Raw genomic sequence first — 17,110 nt, 5'->3', positions numbered from 1 at the left:
TTGTGGCGCTTCATCGCTCATCCTGCAACGCCGACCTCAGAAGTCCAGCGCTCGCGCAGACCTCGGCCGGAGATCGTCAGAACGAGTCGAGCAGCTTCGCCTTCGCAGAAGCGAACTTCTCGTCCGACAGAATTCCGTCTCGGTGCAGCGAAGCGAGTTCCCTAAGCCGATCGGACACGCTCGCCATCGGGCCAGTCGGCTGAGTCGAGTCCCCCGCTGCGGCCGCCCCCAACGTGACGCCCTGTGGCGGCGGTGGGGAAGCTCACGGCCAGCGCCGTCAGTCGCCGAGGAGGTGGGCGACGTGCGCGTTGGTGAAGAGGCGCCCCGGGTCGCGGCGGTCGCGGACCGCGCGGAAGTCGTCGAAGCGCGGGTAGAGCGCCTGCAGCCGGTCGGCGCCGAGGGTGTGGACCTTGCCCCAGTGCGGCCGACCCTCGTGCTCGGCGACGATCGCCTCGAAGGCGGCGAACAGGCGCGAGGGGTCCATCCGGTGGTACTGGTGCACGGCGACGTAGGCGTTCTCTCGCTCGTGGGCCATCGAGAGCCAGACGTCGTCGGCGCCGATGAAGCGCACCTCGACCGGGAAGGGCACCGGCTCGCCCGAGCGCTCGAACCACGCCCGCAGCTCCTCGAGCACCGGCACGACCGAGGCGCGGGGCACCGCGTACTCGGACTCGACGAACCGCACCTCGCGCGAGGAGCAGAAGACCCGCCACGAGTCGTCGGCGTACTCCCGCGCCCCGAGCACGCGCGCGCTGAGCCGGTTGACGCGCGGCGTCGCCGCGGGCGCCCGGGTCAGCACCCGGTTGACGCCTTCGTACAGCCGGTTCGCCAGCAGGTCGTCGTCCAGGCGCCGCCGCCAGCCCGGCAGCGGCCCCGGCCCCTCCCCCGGCGCGACGCGGTCGTTGCGCTTGAGCAGCACCCGGTCGGTGTGCGGGAACCAGTGCATGTCGACGTGGTCGTGCGCGTCGGCGAGCTCGTGGAGGCGTCCGAGCACCGACGAGAACGACTCCCCCGACTCGCGCGCGTGCAGCCGGAACGCCGGCACGCACTGCAGCTCGACCTCGACGACCACGCCGAGGGCCCCCAGCCCGACCCGCGCCGCGCGGAACACCTCGGGCGACTCCTCGGCCGAGCAGCGCAGCACCGACCCGTCGGCGAGCACGAGGACCATCCCGCACACGGCCGCGGCGATGCCCTGCCGCCGCACCCCCGTGCCGTGCGTGCCGGTGGCCGTCGCGCCGCTGATGGTCTGCCGGTCGATGTCGCCGAGGTTGGGCAGCGCCATCCCGAGCGCCTGCAGGGCGGGGTTGAGCCGGTGCAGCGGCGTGCCGGCGGCCACGCGCACGCGCATCCGCTCGCGGTCCACGCCGAGGACGCCGCTCAGGCCGTCGACGCGCAGCAGCACCCCGTCGGTCGCGACGAGGGGGGTGAAGGAGTGGCCGGTGCCGGCGACGCGCAGGGCCAACCCGCGCTCGGCGGCCGAGCGCACGGCGCCGACGACGCCCTCGACCGTCGAGACGTCGGTGACGACGCGCGGGTGCGCGACGACGTTGCCGCCCCAGTTGCGCCAAGTCGCGCTCATCCGTGGTTCCATCCCTCTCCGCGGTAGGTGGGCACCGCGTCGACGAGCCGCCCGCCGCGCACGAGGTGGAGGGTGTCGAAGCGCTCGAGCGTCTCGCCGGCCTTGGCACCGCGCAGCCACACCCGGTCGCCGAGGGCCAGGCCGCGCACGCCCTCGCCGGCGACGGGGGTCTGCACCTCCCCCGCCGCCTCGGTGCGCAGCAGCGACCAGCCGCGGCGCACCGGCGCGGGGACCCGCGACCAGCCGGGCTCGCCGCTGGCGACGTACCCGCCGCCGAACGCCGTGACGATGTCGTGCGCCGGCCGCCGCACGACGTCGAGCGCGTAGGCCATCGCGGGCCGCGGGCTGAAGGCGTCGTAGCCGTCGAAGAGCGTCGGCGCGTAGAGCCCGGAGCCCGCGGCGAGCTCGGTGACCGAGTCGTCGCCCGCGAAGGTGTGCAGGCTGCCGGTGCCGCCGCCGTTGACGAACTGCAGGTCGGCCTCGGCCCGCACCGCCGCCACGACGGCCGCCCGCCGCTCGCGCAGCTCGGCCACGGAGCGTCTCTTGAGCAGGCGCACCGGCGGGGTGTCGGGCAGGCCGGCCACCTGCGCGTCGTAGAACATCAGCCCGCGCACCTCGAGCCCGATGCCCTGCGCCGCGCGCGCGACGGCGAGGGCCTGGGCCGGGGTGCGGGTCGGCGAGCGACGCACGCCGAGGTGCAGCCGCCCGACGCGCACCGAGCAGTCGACGTCGACGGCCACCCCGACGCCGCGCACCGCGGGGTCGAGGGTGTCGCGCAGCCAGCGCACGTGCTCGACCGAGTCGACGGTCAGCGTCACCTCGCGGCGCAGGTCGTCGTCGGCCGCGACCTCGCGGATCGCCCCGACGTCGACCGAGGGGTAGGCGACGTAGAGGTCACGGACGCCGGCCCCGTGCAGCCGCACCGCCTCGCGGACGGCGTAGGCCATCACCCCGGCGAAGCCCGGGCGCGTCAGCACGTCGTCGAGGACCCAGCGGCAGCGCAGCGACTTCGACGCCACCCGGATCGGTCGCCCGCCGGCCCGCCGCACGAGATCGTCGGCGTTCGCCGCGTACGCGTCGAGGTCGAGGACGACCAGCGGCGCGGGCCGCCCCGCGGTCGCCGCGTCCCACTGGGCGGTCACGCCGTCGGGCACCGGTTCCACGGGGCCGACCCTAGTGCGATGCTGGCGCCGTGACACGGGACGACGGGGACTTCGTCGGGGAGCGGGCGCCGGCGCCGCGCGGCCTCCCCCACCGCGCGTGGCTCGTCGCCGCCGTCACGCTCGCCGCGCTCGTCGCCGCCGCGGCCTTCCGCTCCTCCACCGGCGTGCTCCTCGAGCCGGTGGAGTCCGAGTTCGGCTGGTCGCGCGCCACGACCTCCGGCGCGGTCAGCCTCAACCTCGTCCTCTACGGCCTCACCGCCCCCTTCGCCGCCGCGTTCATGGAGCGCTTCGGCGTGCGGCGCACGGTCGCCCTCGCGCTCGTCGTCGTCGGCGTCTCCAGCGCCCTGACGACCGTCATGACCTCGGCCTGGCAGCTCTGGCTGCTCTGGGGCGTCTTCATCGGCGTCGGGACCGGCGCGATGGCCCTCGTCCTCGGCGCGGTCGTGGCCAACCGCTGGTTCGAGCGGCACCGGGGCCTGGTCACCGGCATCTTCTCGGCGGCCAACGCCACCGGCCAGCTGCTCTTCCTGCCGGTCATCGCCCGGGCCGCGGCAGGGCCGGGATGGCGCTGGGCCGCCGGCGTCGTCGCCGTCCTCGCGCTCCTCGTCGCCGTGCTCGTCGCGCTCCTGCTCGTCGACCACCCGCGCGACCGCGGCCTGCTGCCCTACGGCGCGACCACGCACGCCCCCGAGGCCCCGGACACCGGCGAGTCACCCGCCCGGCGTGCGGTCTCGACCCTCGTCCGCGTCTCGCGCAGCTGGCCGTTCTGGGCGCTCGTGCTCACCTTCTGGGTCTGCGGCTGGTCGACCAACGGCATCATCCAGACGCACTTCGTCCCCGCCGCGCACGACCACGGGATGCCCGCGACGACCGCCGCCGGTCTGCTGGCGGTCGTCGGCATCTTCGACATCGCCGGCACGGTGGGCTCCGGCTGGCTGACCGACCGGGTCGACCCCCGGCTGCTGCTGGCCGGCTACTACCTCGGGCGCGGCCTGTCGCTGCTCGCGCTCGACGCGGTGCTCGGGCCGGGCGTCGAGCCGGGGATGTGGGTGTTCATCGTCTTCTACGGGCTCGACTGGGTCGCCACCGTGCCGCCGACGGTCGCGCTGTGTCGCACGCACTTCGGGGTCGCGGACTCCGGTGTCGTGTTCGGCTGGGTCTTCGCGTCGCACATGGTCGGCGCGGGGGTCGGCGCGAGCGTGGCCGGGTGGGTGCGCACCGCGCAGGGCGACTACCACTGGGCCTGGCTCGGGGCCGCCGTCCTCTGCTTCGCGGCGGTCGCGCTCGCCCTGACCATCCCGAAGCGGCCGGTCCGCGAGCAGGAGCCGGTCCTCACGCCGCTCTCGTGAGCGGGGGCGCGGTCAGCCGACGCGGGTGACGACGCCGGTGGCCAGCGCGTGCAGCGCCTCCTTGGCGTCGCTCGCCGGCAGCCCGTCGAGCACCGACTGGGCCCGGGTCGCCACGGCGAAGGTGTGCTCGCGGGCCCGCTCCATCGCGGGGTGGGCCCGCAGCAGGCCGAGGGCCTCGGCCAGGCGCGCGTCGTCGTCGAGGTCGCCGCGCAGCAGCTCCTGGAGCCGGGCGTCCGCCGGGTCGGTGGAGGCGAGCACGTGCAGGACCGGCAGGGTGCGCTTGCCCTCGCGCAGGTCGGTGCCCGGCGTCTTGCCGGTCTCGTCGGCCTCGGAGGAGATGTCGATGAGGTCGTCGGCCAGCTGGAAGGCGACGCCGAGCCGCTCGCCGTACTCGCGCATCACCTCGACGGTCGCGTCGTCGCAGCCGCCGAACATCGCGCCGTAGCGGGCGGCGGTGGCGATGAGGACGCCGGTCTTGTCGGCGAGCACCTGGAGGTAGTACTCGACCGGGTCCTGGCCCTCGGGGCACGGCCGGTCGTCGCGGATCTGCCCGGCGCACAGGCGCACGAAGGTCTGCGCCTGGATCTTGACCGCCTGCGGGCCGAGGTCGGCGACGATGTCGGACGCCGTGCCGAAGAGCAGGTCGCCGACGAGGATCGCGGTCGAGTTGTCGTACAGGGCGTTCGCCGAGGGCGCCCCGCGCCGCACGTCGGCCTCGTCCATGACGTCGTCGTGGTAGAGCGAGGCGAGGTGGGTCAGCTCGACCCCGGCGGCCGCCGCCACGACCTCGTCGGAGACGCCCGTGCCGAGCTCGGAGGCGAGCAGCGTGAGCAGCGGCCGGAACCGCTTGCCGCCCGCCGCGGTGAGGTGCGAGGACGCCTGGGCGATGAACGGGTCGTCGTGGTCGACGCGCTGCGTGATGAGCGCCTCGACCCGGCCGAGCCCGTCGGTCAGCCGCTCGCGCAGCGCGTCACCGGCGCCGGGCAGCGCGAGGACCGAGGGGGTCCCCCGCTGCGCCGTCGCCCCGCCCGCGCTCACAGCAGGAACTGCGAGGCGTTGTTCGCGAGCTGGAGCACCACGGCCGGCGCGACACCCGCGACGACGGTGATGGCCACGCCGAGCGTGATGCCGATCGTCGACGGCACCGACGGCTGGAGGGCGACGACGCCCTCGGCCGGCTCGGTGAAGTACATGAGGACGATGAGCCGGACGTAGACGAACGCGGTGACCGCCGAGGCGAGCACACCGACGACGACCATGACGACGCCCGAGGTGCCGGACTCGACGGCCGGCGCGAAGGCCGCGAACTTGGCGGTGAAGCCGCTGGTCAGCGGGATGCCCGCGAAGGCCAGCAGGAGGAAGGCGAAGACGCCCGCGACGACGGGGTGGTTGCGGCCCAGGCCCGCCCACTGCGAGAGGTGCGAGGCCTCGGAGCCGTCCTGGCGGACCATCGCGACGATCGCGAAGGCCGCGATGGTCGTCGCGCCGTAGGCGAGGAGGTAGAACATCACGCCACCGATCGCGCTCTGCGAGAACGCGAGGACGCCGACGAGGATGAACCCGGCGTGGGCCACCGACGAGTAGGCCAGGAGGCGCTTGACGTCGGTCTGGGTGACCGAGAGCACCGCACCGACGACCATCGTGAGGATGGCGATGACGACGACGCCGATCTGCCAGTCCCAGCGGTTCGCGCCGACACCGACGTAGGTCAGGCGCAGGATCGCGCCGAACGCGGCGAGCTTGGTGCACGCGGCCATGAAGCCGGTGACCGGGGTCGGCGCGCCCTGGTAGGCGTCCGGGGTCCACGAGTGGAAGGGCACCGCGCCGACCTTGAAGAGCAGGCCGACGAGGACGAGGACGACGCCCGGCAGGAGCAGGCCGTCGAGGTCGCCGGAGTTGGTGCGGATGGCCGTCGCGATGGCCGCGAGGTCCGAGGAGCCGGCGTAGCCGAAGAGCAGCGCCGCCCCGAAGAGGAAGAACGCGCTGGAGAACGCCCCGAGGAGGAAGTACTTGAGGGCGGCCTCCTGCGAGAGCAGCCGGCGCCGGCGGGCCAGGCCCGTCATGACGTACAGCGGCAGCGAGAGGACCTCGAGCCCGACGAAGAGCGTGATGAGGTCGTTCGCCGAGACGAAGACCATCATCCCGAGCACCGCGAAGAGCGTCAGCGGGAAGACCTCGGAGGTCGCGTACCCCGCACGGGTCGCGGCGTCCTCCTGCGGCGAGCCCGGCGTCGAGGCACCCATCGGGGTGAACGCGTCGGAGCCGGTGCCGCCGAAGCGCTCGGCCATGACGAGGACGCCGATGGTCGCGAGCAGCAGCAGCGCGCCCTGGAGGAAGAGCGAGACCCCGTCGATGGCGACCGAGCCGCCGAGGGTGATCGACATGTGGTCGCGGCTCCACACGGCGAGGACGACGAGGGCGGCCACGAGGACGCCCGTCGTCAGCCACACCTGGATGGCGTGCCGCTTCGCCCGGGGCGCGAAGGCCTCGACGAGGACGCCCACGAGGGCGCCCGCGACGACGAGGAACATCGGCGCGACCGCGAGGTAGTCGATGCTCACGGCCTGGAACTCGGCCGGCATCACGCTCGGCATCACTTGGCACTCCCGGAGGCGTCGGTGGCGGCGGCCGGGTCGCTGACGCCGACGATCTGCAGCGTCTTGTCCACGGCCGGGTTGATGATGTCGAGCACCGGCTTCGGGTAGAAGCCGAGGACGACGAACGAGGCGATGATCGGCGCGACGACCCAGCGCTCGCGCGAGGAGAGGTCGCGCGGGGCCTTGCCGTCGGCGAACGAGGGCTTGGGGCCGGTCATGACGCGCTGGTACATGAGGAGGATGTAGAGCGCGGCGAGCACGATGCCGAGCGCCGCGATGACGGCGGCGACCTTGTAGCGCATGAACGTGCCCTGGAGCACGAGGAACTCCGAGACGAAGCTCGAGAGGCCCGGCAGCGCCAGCGAGGACAGGCCCGCGACGAGGAAGGTGCCGGCGAGGACGGGCGTGACCCGCTGCCAGCCGCCGTAGTCGGGGATGCGCTTGCTGCCGTGCCGCGTCACGAGGAAGCCGGCGATGAGGAACAGGCCGGCCGTCGAGAAGCCGTGGTTGACCATGTAGAGGGTCGACCCGGCGCCGCCGACGCTCGTCATCGCGAAGATGCCGAGGACGATGAAGCCGAAGTGGCTGATCGAGGTGAACGCGATGAGCCGCATCATGTCGGTCTGGCCGATCGCGAGCAGCGCGCCGTAGATGACCGAGATGACGGCCAGGGTGATGACCACCGGCGTCGCCCACTGCGAGGCCTCCGGGAAGAGCTGGAGGCAGAAGCGGATCATCCCGTAGGTGCCGACCTTGTCGAGGATGCCGACGAGGAGCACGGCGGTCGCGGGGCGCGACTCGGTCGCGGCGTCGGGCAGCCAGGTGTGGACCGGCCACATCGGGGCCTTGACCGCGAAGGCGATGAAGAAGCCGACGAACATCCAGCGCAGGGCGGCCGTCGAGCCGTCCATCCCGCCGATGAGGTTCTCGACGAGGAAGCCGTCCTGCCCGCCCGGGCCCGCGAAGTACACCGCGATGACCGACACGAGCATGACGAGCCCGCCGGCGAGCGAGAAGAGGAGGAACTTGACCGCCGCGTACTGCCGCTGCGGGCCGCCGTACAGCCCGATGAGGAAGTACACCGGGATGAGCATCGCCTCGAAGAAGACGTAGAAGAGGAAGACGTCGGTGGCCGCGAAGACGCCGACCATGAACGCCTCGAGGACGAGCATGAGCGCGAAGTAGCGCTTGAGCCGCCCGGCCTCGGCCTCCGGCACGTCGTTCCAGGCCGCCAGGAGGCAGACCGGGACGAGGATCGCGGCCATGACGATGAGCGCCAGGGCGATGCCGTCGACCCCGACGGCGTAGGAGACGCCGAACTGCGGGATCCACGCGTGGGTCTCGGTCAGCTGGAACATCGCGGTCGACCCGGAGTCGAACGCCACCCACGCGAGGACCGCGAGGACGAGGGTCACCAGCGAGGCCCCGAGGGCGACCGGGCGCGCGAGGCGCACCGAGCCGTTCGGCAGGGCCGCGACGACGATCGCGCCGAGGACCGGCACCACCATCATCAGGGTGAGGAGGGGCAGGGAGGTCACTGGATCACCCACAGAGCACCGAGGACGGCGACGACACCGGTGAGCATCGTCAGGGCATACGACCGGGCGTACCCGGTCTGGAGGCGACGCAGCCTCGAGGACAGACCGCCGACGAGGGCGGCGAGGCCGCCGGCGGCGCCGTCGACCCCCTTGCCGTCGACGTAGACGAGCGAGCGGGTCAGGTGGACACCCGGCCGCATGAACAGGCCCTCGTTGACGGCGTCCTGGTAGAGGTCCACGCGCGCGGCGCGGGTGAGCACGGAGCCGCGCGGGGCGACCTCGGGCACGTCCTCGGCCCAGTACTGCCGCCACGCGAGGAAGATCCCGACGGCGACGAAGAGCAGGGTCAGGCCCATGAGCACCGGCACCGCGATGACCGGGTGCTCCTCGCCGTGCTCGCCGACGACCGGCGCGAGCCACGAGACGATCGGGGCGGTCTCGGCGAACGGCCACGCGAGGAGCAGGCCGAGGAAGGCCGAGCCGCCGGCGAGGACCATCATCGGGACGGTCATGATCTTGGGCGACTCGTGCGGGTGCACGTCCTCGGTCCAGCGCTTCTCGCCGTGGAAGGTCATGAAGAACAGGCGCGACATGTAGAAGGCCGTGACCCCGGCGCCGATCAGCGCGGCGCTGCCGAGGACCCAGGGCTGCCAGCCCTCGCCGACGAAGGCGGCCTCGATGATCTTGTCCTTGGACCAGAAGCCCGAGAACGGCGGGACACCGAGGATCGCGAGCCAGCCGAGGCCGAAGGTCGCCCAGGTGATCTTCATGGCGCCCGAGAGCCCGCCGAAGCGGCGCATGTTCACCTGGTCGTTCATGCCGTGCATGACCGACCCGGCGCCGAGGAACATCCCGGCCTTGAAGAAGCCGTGCGTCAGCAGGTGGAAGATCGCGAAGGCGTAGCCGACCGGGCCCAGGCCCGCCGCGAGCATCATGTAGCCGATCTGGCTCATCGTCGAGGCCGCGAGGGCCTTCTTGATGTCGTCCTTGGCGCAGCCGACGACCGCACCGAAGACCAGCGTGATCGCACCGACGATGGCGACCGCGAGGGCGGCGTCCGGGGCGGCGTCGAAGATGACGTGCGAGCGGACGACGAGGTAGACGCCGGCGGTGACCATCGTCGCCGCGTGGATGAGCGCGGAGACGGGCGTCGGGCCGGCCATCGCGTCACCGAGCCAGGACTGCAGCGGGAACTGCGCCGACTTGCCGCAGGCCCCGACGAGCAGGAGCAGCCCGATCGCGGTGAGCGTCGACTGGTTGGCGCCCGCGACACCCTCGTTGACCGTCGCGTAGTCGACGCCGCCGAAGGTGATGAACATCGTCATGATCGCGATGGACAGGCCGAGGTCGCCGACACGGTTGACGAAGAACGCCTTGTTCGCCGCGCTGGCGTACGCCGGGTTCCAGTTCCAGAAGCCGATGAGCAGGTACGAGGCCAGGCCCACGCCCTCCCAGCCGACGAAGAGGAGCAGGTAGCTGTCGGCGAGGACGAGGACGAGCATCGCCGCGACGAAGAGGTTGAGGTAGGCGAAGAAGCGCCGCTTGTCGGGGTCGTGCTCCATGTACCCGAGCGAGTACACGTGGATGAGCGAGCCGACGAAGGTGATGAGCATGACGAACGCGACCGACAGCGGGTCGACGAGCATCCCGAGGTCGAGGTTGAACGACCCGGCCGGCACCCAGCTCCACAGCGTCAGGTGGTGGGCGCGCGCCCCCGCGTCCTGACCGAGCAGCTGGAAGAGCACGACGACGCCGACGCCGAAGCTGGCCCACGACAGGCCGGTCGCCAGCGCCGGGCCGACCTTGTTCGTGCGGCGTCCCCCGAGGAGGAGGATCGCCGCACCGAGGAGGGGCAGCGCGACGAGCAGCCACGCGACCGACGCGGCGCCGGTCGCGGGGGCCGCGGTCATCGCGTCGCCCTCGGTGATCAGTGAGTGCACGTCCTACTCCTTCAGAGCTTCAGCAGGTTCGCGTCGTCGACCGAGGCCGACCGGCGGGACCGGAAGATCGCCATGATGATCGCGAGGCCGACGACGACCTCCGCGGCCGCGACGACCATGACGAAGAGGGCGAGGACCTGGCCGTCGAGCGAGCCGTGCATCCGCGCGAACGTCACGAAGACGAGGTTCGCGGCGTTGAGCATCAGCTCGACCCCCATGAACACGATGATCGCGTTGCGCCGGGTCAGGACGGTGGCCGCCCCGATGGCGAAGAGGATGGTCGCCAGGTAGACGTAGTTGACCAGGCTCATCGCTCGCCTCCTTCGCGCACGTCGCGCTCGATCTGGCGCTCGCCCTCGGTGTAGACCTCGGGAGAGCGGTTCTGGTCGCGGGCGGTGAGCACGCGCGAGACGGACAGCTCCGACGGGGTGCCGTCGGGCAGGAGCGCGGGGGTGTCGACGGCGTTGTGCCGGGCGTAGACACCGGGCGCCGGCAGGCCGGCGAGGTGCTCGCCCTCCTGGAAGCGCCGCTTGCTCCACTCCTTCTGGTTCGGGCCCTTGCCGAGGCGCTCGCGGTGGGCGAGGACCATCGCGCCGAGCGCCGCCGTGATGAGCAGGGCGCTCGTGATCTCGAAGACCCAGACGTAGCGGCCGAAGATCAGCTGCGCGACGCCCGAGACGTTGCCCTGGTCGGCGTTGACCGCCGCGACCCCGACCGGGTCGCCGAGCGTCACGTGGCCGACCGAGAACCCGAGCAGGCCGCCGAGGCCGAGCACGAGGACGACGGTGGCCCAGCGCTGGCCGGTCAGCGTCTCGACGAGGCTGTCGCTGGAGTCGACCCCGACGAGCATGAGCACGAAGAGGAAGAGCATCATCACCGCGCCGGTGTAGACGAAGATCTGGATGACGCCGAGGAAGTCGGCGTCCTGCGCGATGTAGAAGACGCCGACGATGATCATCGTCAGGGCCATGCCGAGGGCGGCGTGGACGGCCTTCCTCGCGAAGACCAGGCCCAGGGCCCCGAGCACCGCGAGGGGCCCGAGGATCCAGAACATGATCTCCTCACCGGTGCCGGTCACGAGCCCACCTCCGCGTCGTGCTCGCCGCCGGCGCGGGCCGCGACGACCTCGCGCTGCGAGTCGGTCGCCTCGGTGACCTTGCCGAGGTAGTAGTCGCGCTCCTCCATGCCCTCGGCCATCGGGAACGGCGGCTGGAGCATGCCCGGCTGGACCGGGGCGAGGAGCTGGTCCTTGGTGAAGATGAGGTCCGCGCGGTTGTTGTCGGCGAGCTCGTAGAAGTTCGTCATCGTCAGCGCACGCGTCGGGCACGCCTCGATGCACAGCCCGCAGAAGATGCAGCGCAGGTAGTTGATCTGGTAGACGCGGCCGTAGCGCTCGCCGGGGCTGAACCGACCCGCGCCGCCCTCGCTGTCGTCGTTGTTCGCGCCCTCGACGAGGATCGCGTCGGCCGGGCAGGCCCACGCGCACAGCTCGCAGCCGACGCACTTCTCGAGCCCGTCGGGGTGGCGGTTGAGCTGGTGGCGCCCGTGGAAGCGCGCCTGGGTCGGGCGCTTCTCCTCCGGGTACTCCTCGGTGATGACCTTGCGGAACATCGTCGAGAACGTGACGCCGAACCCGGCGACGGGGGCGAACAGGTCGGAGAAGAAGCCGGACTTCTTCTGCTCGTCAGCCACGAGTGGCCTCCTCGGTCTCGGGACGGGCGGTGAGGGCCGGCGCGAACGAGGGCTCGCGCAGGCGCTGCCCGGGCATCGGTGGGACGGGGTGCCCACCGGCGTAGGGGTCGATCTCGGTGGGGACGCTCGGGTGCAGCGACGCCTCCTTGCGCTCCGCCCGGCTGTCCCACAGCCAGCCGCCGACGAGGGCGGCGACCGCGATGATGCCGACGAGCGCGAGGGAGAAGGCCGGGAAGCTGCGGCCCGCGAAGTCGATGTTGCCGCCGAGCCAGCCGTTCTGGCCGGCGCGGAAGAACGCGACGAGGACGACCCAGCCGAGCGTCGTCGGGATGAGGAACTTCCACCCGAAGCGCATGAACTGGTCGTAGCGGACGCGGGGCAGCGAGCCGCGCAGCCAGACGAAGACGAACATGAAGGCCCACAGCTTGGCGGTGAACCAGAGCACGCCCCACCAGCCCTCGTTGAACATGCCGCCGTTGATGGCCGCGATGCCGGGAGGGGCCTGGGGGCCGCCGAGGAACATCGTCGTGGCCAGGGCCGCGACGGTGAACATGTTGATGTACTCGCCGAGGAAGAACATGGCGAAGCGCATCGAGCCGTACTCGGTGTGGAAACCACCGGTCAGCTCGCCCTCGCCCTCGGCGAGGTCGAACGGCAGGCGGTTGGTCTCGCCGACCATCGTGATGACGTAGACGAAGAAGCTGAAGAACGCCGGGATGACGAACCACATGTTCTGCGCCTGCGCGGCGACGATCTGCGAGGTCGACATCGAGCCGGCGTAGAGGAAGACCGCCACGAGCGAGAGGCCCATCGCGATCTCGTAGGAGATCATCTGCGCCGACGCGCGCAGGCCACCCATGAGCGGGTAGGGCGAGCCCGAGGACCAGCCGGCCAGGACGACGCCGTAGATGCCGATGCCCGCGACGGCGAGCACGAGGAGCACCGCGACGGGGGTGTCGGTCAGCTGGAACGGCGTGGTGTGGCCGAACATCGAGACCTCGCCGGCCAGCGGCATGATCGAGAACGAGACGAAGCACATCGTCGCCGTGATGATCGGGGCGAGGGTGAAGACGAAGGCGTCGGACGCCTTGGGTCGCACGTCCTCCTTGAGCATCGACTTCATGCCGTCGGCGAGGGTCTGGAGCAGACCGAACGGGCCGTTGCGGTTCGGGCCCGGGCGCTGCTGCATCCGCCCGATGACGCGGCGCTCGAACCAGATGACGAGCAGCGTCGAGACGAGCAGGTAGACGAAGATGATCAGCGCCTTGACGAGGCTGAGCCACATCGGGGTGTCGCTGAAGTCGGCCGCGGGGTTGTCGGTGCCCGCCGTGGCGAGCGTGCCGAGCCCGGCGAGCGCGGTGACGGTGCTCATCGTGCACCCTCCTTCGAGACGGTGACGAGCGCACCGGGTGCACCCGCGAGGGTCGCCCGCAGGTCACAGCCCTGCGAGTTGGTCGGGAGCCAGACGACGTGGTCCGCCATCTCGCTCACGAGGACGGGCGCGGTGACCGAGGTCTGCGCCGCGCGCACGGTGAGGTGGTCGCCGTCGACGACGCCGAGCGCCGCCGCGGTGGTCGCCGAGATGCGGGCCACCGGCGCCGGGGCGGTGCCCGCGAGGAAGGGCTCGCCGTCCTGGAGGGTGCCGCGGTCGAGCAGGTGGCGCCACGTCGCGAGGACGAGGGTGCCCTCGGTCAGCTCGGGGACCTCGCCGGCCTCCGCGCTCGGGGCGGCCGGACGCGCGCCGGCCCACGGGCCGAGCGACTGCATCTCGGAGCGCACCTCGCGCAGCGTGCGGGTCCCGAGGAACTCGCCCATCTCGTCGGCGAGCATCTCGAGGGCGCGGTAGTCGCTGACGTAGGAGGTGTCGAGCGCGGCCTCGAAGGCGCGGACCCGGCCCTCCCAGTCGACGAACGAGCCACCCTTCTCGGCGTGCGCCGCGACGGGCAGGACGACGTCGGCGTGCTCGGTGACCGCGGAGCGACGGATCTCGAGGGAGACCACGAACGGGGCGGCCAGCGCGGCGGCCGCGGCGTCGCTGCCGAGGTCGGCCGGGTCGACGCCACCGACGACGAGCGCGCCGAGCTCACCGGACGCGGCCGCGGCGACGATGCCCGCGGTGTCGCGGCCCGGGGCCTGCGGCAGCGAGGCGACCTGCCACGCGGCGGCGACCTCGGAGCGGGCGGCGTCGTCGGCGACCGGACGGCCGCCGGGCAGGAGGGTCGGCAGCGCGCCGGCCTCGAGCGCACCGCGCTCCCCCGCCCGACGCGGCACCCACGCGAGGCGGGCCCCCGTGGAGTCGGCCAGGGCCGCCGCGGCGCTCAGCGCGCCCGGGACCATCGCGAGGCGCTCGCCGACGAGGACGATGCCGCCCTCGCGCAGGCCGCGGGCGGCCTCCTCGACGACCTCGGTGCCCGAGCCCTCGCCGAGGGCGCGCAGCACCTCGGGCTCGGTGCCGGGAGCGGTCGGGATGAGCGTGCCGCCCATCTTCGCCAGGCCCCGGGTCGCGACCGCGGAGACGGCGAAGACGCGGGTCTTGTGCTTGCGGTACGCCTTGCGCAGGCGCAGGAAGACGATCGGCGACTCGTCCTCGGGCTCGAAGCCGACGAGGAGCACCTGGCCGGCCCGCTCGAGGTCGGCGTACGTGACGGCGCCCCCCTCGGGGCCGGTGCCGACGACGGTCGAGGCGAGGAAGTCCGCCTCCTCGGCCGAGTGCGGGCGGGCGCGGAAGTCGACGTCGTTCGTGCCGAGCACCGTGCGGGCGAACTTGCCGTAGGCGTAGGCGTCCTCGGCGCTGACGCGACCGCCGACGAGCACGCCGGCCTTGGTCCCGCGCAGCCCCTCGGCCGCGCGCTCGAGCGCCTCGCGCCACGACGCGACGCGCAGCTCGCCGTCCTCGCCCCGGACCATCGGGTACTCGAGGCGGTCGGCGGTGCTCGCGTAGGCGAAGGCCCAGCGGCCCTTGTCGCAGTTCCACTCGTCGTTGACCAGCGGGTCGGCCGTGGCCATCCGGCGCAGGACCGTGCCGCGGCGGTGGTCGGTGCGGGTGGCGCAGCCGCTCGCGCAGTGCTCGCAGACGCTCGGGGTCGACACGAGGTCGAACGGGCGGCTGCGGAAGCGGTAGGCCGAGCCGGTCAGCGCGCCGACCGGGCAGATCTGGACGGTGTTGCCGGAGAAGTAGGACTCGAACGGCTTCTCCTCGTAGATGCCGACCTGCTGCAGCGCGCCGCGCTCGACGAGGGCGATGAACGGGTCACCGGCGACCTGGTCGGAGAAGCGGGTGCAGCGCGCGCACAGGACACAGCGCTCGCGGTCGAGCAGCACCTGCGAGGAGATGTTGATCGGCTTGGGGTAGGTGCGCTTGACGTCCTCGAAGCGCGAGGTGCTGCGGCCGTTGCTCATCGCCTGGTTCTGCAAGGGGCACTCGCCGCCCTTGTCGCAGACCGGGCAGTCGAGCGGGTGGTTGATGAGCAGCAGCTCCATGACGCCCTTCTGCGCCTTGTCGGCGCCCTCGGACGTGTACTGCGTCTTGACGACCATGCCCGGGGCGACGGTCATCGTGCAGGAGGCCTGCGGCTTCATCCGGCCGGGCGGGCCCTGCATCTGCGTGGGCTCGCCGGGGGTGCCGTCGGGGCCGGGGCGGCCGGGCATCCACACCTCGACGAGGCACTGGCGGCAGGCGCCGACGGGGTCCAGGCCCGGGTGGTCGCAGAAGCGCGGGATGTCGATCCCCGCGCTCTCGGCGGCGCGGATGATGAGGGTGCCCTTGGGCACCGACACCTCGACGTCGTCGATGGTCAGCGCGACGAGCTCGACCGGGGCCTGGGTCTCGGGCGTGGCAGTCATGCGGAGACGGTCTCCTTCGCGCCGCCGGCCGTGGCCCACAGCGTCGAGGCGGCCCGGTCGAACGGGCAGCCTCCGTGGGTCAGGTGGGCGACGTACTCGTCACGGAAGTACTGGATCGAGCTCGTGATGGGGCTCGTCGCGCCGTCACCGAGGGCACAGAAGCTGCGGCCCAGGATGTTGTCGCAGATGTCGAGGAGCTTGTCGAGGTCCTCCTCGCTGCCCTCCCCGTGCTCGAGCCGGCCGAGGATCTGCTTGAGCCACCACGTGCCCTCGCGGCACGGGGTGCACTTGCCGCAGGACTCGTGCTTGTAGAAGTCGGTCCAGCGGTCGACGGCGCGCACGACGCACACCGTCTCGTCGAAGACCTGCAGCGCGCGGGTGCCGAGCATCGAGCCGGCGGCGGCCACCGACTCGAAGTCGAGCGGCACGTCGAGGTGCTCGTCGGTGAAGAGCGGCGTCGAGGACCCACCGGGGGTCCAGAACTTCAGCTTCTTCTCCGGGTCGCGCATCCCGCCGCAGAGCTCGATGAGCTCGCGCATCGTGATGCCCAGGGGCGCCTCGAACTGGCCGGGGTTCTTCACGTGGCCGGAGACCGAGAAGATGCCGAAGCCCGTCGACTTCTCGGTGCCCATGCCGGTGAACCAGTCGACGCCCTCGAGGATGATCCCGGGAACGGACGCGATGGACTCGACGTTGTTCACCGACGTGGGGCGGGCGTAGAGGCCCGCCGCACCCGGGAACGGCGGCTTGCTGCGCGGCTGGCCGCGGCGACCCTCGAGCGAGTCGAGGAGCGCGGTCTCCTCGCCGCAGATGTAGGCGCCGGCGCCGGCGTGGACGGTGATGTCGACGCTGCGCCCGGAGCCCTTGACGTCCGCGCCGAGCAGGCCGGCCTCGCGGGCCTCCTCGACGGCGCGCAGGAGGCGGCGGTAGACGTGGACGACCTCGCCGCGCAGGTAGATGAAGGCGTGCTCGCAGCCGATGGCCATCGAGCTGATGATGATGCCCTCGATGAGCACGTGCGGGTTGGCCATCATGAGCGGGGTGTCCTTGCAGGTCCCCGGCTCGGACTCGTCGGCGTTGACGACGAGGTAGCGGGGGCCGCCGTCCGGCGGGGCCATGAAGGACCACTTCATGCCGGTCGGGAAGCCGGCGCCGCCGCGGCCGCGGAGGCTGGAGTCCTTGACCATCGCGAGGATGTCGGCGGGCTCCATCGACAGGGCCTTGTCGAGGGCGCGGTAGCCACCACCGTCGCGGTAGGTGGCGAGCGTCCACGACGTGGGGTGGTCCCAGTCGCGGCTGAGGATCGGGGTCAGCGCGGTCATCACTTGCCCTTCCCGTCGCTGTCGTCGGTGTCGTCGCCGGTGGCGTCGAAGAGGGTCGCCTCGGGCGAGGCGTCGTGCTCGGCC

The 17,110-nt window shown here is 72.3% G+C and carries 13 protein-coding genes; 1 reads left to right on the top strand and 12 read right to left on the bottom strand.

Features of this window, described 5'->3' with window-relative positions:
- Nucleotides 1–277: 277 nt before the first annotated feature.
- Both HL663_RS07175 and HL663_RS07170 read right to left on the bottom strand, forming a co-directional pair.
- Nucleotides 278–1,582: a D-arabinono-1,4-lactone oxidase gene (locus HL663_RS07175; RefSeq protein ID WP_286175995.1), complete on the bottom strand. Its 1,305-nt coding sequence runs from the start codon at nt 1,580–1,582 to the stop codon at nt 278–280.
- Nucleotides 1,579–2,745 carry an alanine racemase gene (locus HL663_RS07170; RefSeq protein ID WP_286175994.1) on the bottom strand — a complete coding sequence of 389 codons (1,167 nt, stop codon included), beginning with the start codon at nt 2,743–2,745 and terminating at the stop codon, nt 1,579–1,581. The genes HL663_RS07175 and HL663_RS07170 overlap by 4 nt, the downstream gene beginning before the upstream one ends.
- A gap of 29 nt (nt 2,746–2,774) precedes the next feature.
- Here HL663_RS07170 and HL663_RS07165 point away from each other — a divergent pair, with 29 nt between their 5' ends.
- On the top strand, nt 2,775–4,094 hold the full coding sequence (locus tag HL663_RS07165; protein ID WP_173027711.1) for an MFS transporter: 1,320 nt from the start codon (nt 2,775–2,777) through the stop codon (nt 4,092–4,094).
- Between the two features lie 12 nt (nt 4,095–4,106).
- Here HL663_RS07165 and HL663_RS07160 read toward each other — a convergent pair whose 3' ends face one another.
- The 10 genes from HL663_RS07160 to nuoF are packed head-to-tail and all read right to left on the bottom strand — an operon-like array spanning nt 4,107 to nt 17,026.
- The gene (locus HL663_RS07160; protein ID WP_173027710.1) at nt 4,107–5,132 is read right to left on the bottom strand and encodes a polyprenyl synthetase family protein; all 1,026 of its coding nucleotides are present in this window, start codon (nt 5,130–5,132) and stop codon (nt 4,107–4,109) included.
- The gene (gene nuoN / locus HL663_RS07155; RefSeq protein WP_173030046.1) at nt 5,129–6,688 is read right to left on the bottom strand and encodes an NADH-quinone oxidoreductase subunit NuoN; all 1,560 of its coding nucleotides are present in this window, start codon (nt 6,686–6,688) and stop codon (nt 5,129–5,131) included. The genes HL663_RS07160 and nuoN overlap by 4 nt, the downstream gene beginning before the upstream one ends.
- Nucleotides 6,688–8,229 carry an NADH-quinone oxidoreductase subunit M gene (locus HL663_RS07150; protein ID WP_173027709.1) on the bottom strand — a complete coding sequence of 514 codons (1,542 nt, stop codon included), beginning with the start codon at nt 8,227–8,229 and terminating at the stop codon, nt 6,688–6,690. Before HL663_RS07150 ends, nuoN begins: the two co-directional genes overlap by 1 nt.
- Complete coding sequence (gene nuoL, locus HL663_RS07145; protein ID WP_173030045.1) at nt 8,226–10,139, bottom strand: NADH-quinone oxidoreductase subunit L; 1,914 nt, start codon at nt 10,137–10,139, stop codon at nt 8,226–8,228. Before nuoL ends, HL663_RS07150 begins: the two co-directional genes overlap by 4 nt.
- 41 nt (nt 10,140–10,180) lie before the next feature.
- Nucleotides 10,181–10,480: an NADH-quinone oxidoreductase subunit NuoK gene (nuoK, locus tag HL663_RS07140; RefSeq protein ID WP_173027708.1), complete on the bottom strand. Its 300-nt coding sequence runs from the start codon at nt 10,478–10,480 to the stop codon at nt 10,181–10,183.
- On the bottom strand, nt 10,477–11,247 hold the full coding sequence (locus HL663_RS07135; protein WP_173027707.1) for an NADH-quinone oxidoreductase subunit J: 771 nt from the start codon (nt 11,245–11,247) through the stop codon (nt 10,477–10,479). The genes nuoK and HL663_RS07135 overlap by 4 nt, the downstream gene beginning before the upstream one ends.
- Nucleotides 11,244–11,861, bottom strand: a complete 618-nt coding sequence (gene nuoI, locus HL663_RS07130; RefSeq protein ID WP_173027706.1) for an NADH-quinone oxidoreductase subunit NuoI — start codon at nt 11,859–11,861, stop codon at nt 11,244–11,246. Before nuoI ends, HL663_RS07135 begins: the two co-directional genes overlap by 4 nt.
- Complete coding sequence (gene nuoH / locus HL663_RS07125) at nt 11,854–13,233, bottom strand: NADH-quinone oxidoreductase subunit NuoH (RefSeq protein ID WP_173027705.1); 1,380 nt, start codon at nt 13,231–13,233, stop codon at nt 11,854–11,856. The genes nuoI and nuoH overlap by 8 nt, the downstream gene beginning before the upstream one ends.
- Nucleotides 13,230–15,704: an NADH-quinone oxidoreductase subunit G gene (locus HL663_RS07120; protein ID WP_173027704.1), complete on the bottom strand. Its 2,475-nt coding sequence runs from the start codon at nt 15,702–15,704 to the stop codon at nt 13,230–13,232. The genes nuoH and HL663_RS07120 overlap by 4 nt, the downstream gene beginning before the upstream one ends.
- Nucleotides 15,701–17,026 carry an NADH-quinone oxidoreductase subunit NuoF gene (gene nuoF / locus HL663_RS07115; protein ID WP_173027703.1) on the bottom strand — a complete coding sequence of 442 codons (1,326 nt, stop codon included), beginning with the start codon at nt 17,024–17,026 and terminating at the stop codon, nt 15,701–15,703. Before nuoF ends, HL663_RS07120 begins: the two co-directional genes overlap by 4 nt.
- Nucleotides 17,027–17,110 lie beyond the last annotated feature (84 nt).

The organism is Arthrobacter sp. NEB 688, from assembly GCF_013201035.1.
GTDB lineage: Bacteria > Actinomycetota > Actinomycetes > Actinomycetales > Dermatophilaceae > Phycicoccus.
This window is presented reverse-complemented; position numbering and strand designations above follow the sequence as displayed.